Below are 291 nucleotides of genomic sequence, written 5' to 3'. Positions count from 1 at the left end.
ATGTCAGCTGAATACATCTGTGCGTTGCGGCCGCTGGACGACTCATTGGAGCAGGAATGGGACGACTTTGCCCTGTCGTCCGACGCCCCGCCCTACATGCGCCCAGGTTGGTTCCGCCCGTGGATGAGGGCTTTCCAGCCCGGGCGGTCGCTGCAGGTGCTCTCGGCGCATCGAGGGGGACAGTTGGCTGCCCTGCTGCCTCTCAATCCAACGCAACTGGGCTTCCGCGCCCCGGTCAATGCTGAAACGCCTGCATTCGAACCTCTATCGACCGATGAAAATGCGACTCGG

At 62.5% G+C, this 291-nt stretch carries 1 protein-coding gene; it reads left to right on the top strand.

What is annotated here, in order from left to right:
* Positions 1-291: hypothetical protein (locus SB679_RS23745; RefSeq protein ID WP_410704719.1), on the top strand; the 291-nt coding region annotated here is incomplete at both ends.

Origin of the sequence: Chryseobacterium sp. SIMBA_029 (genome assembly GCF_046535275.1) — a bacterium.
GTDB lineage: Bacteria > Bacteroidota > Bacteroidia > Flavobacteriales > Weeksellaceae > Chryseobacterium.
The sequence above is the reverse complement of the archived record's forward strand: the minus strand, read 5'-3'. Positions and strand labels throughout refer to the sequence as shown.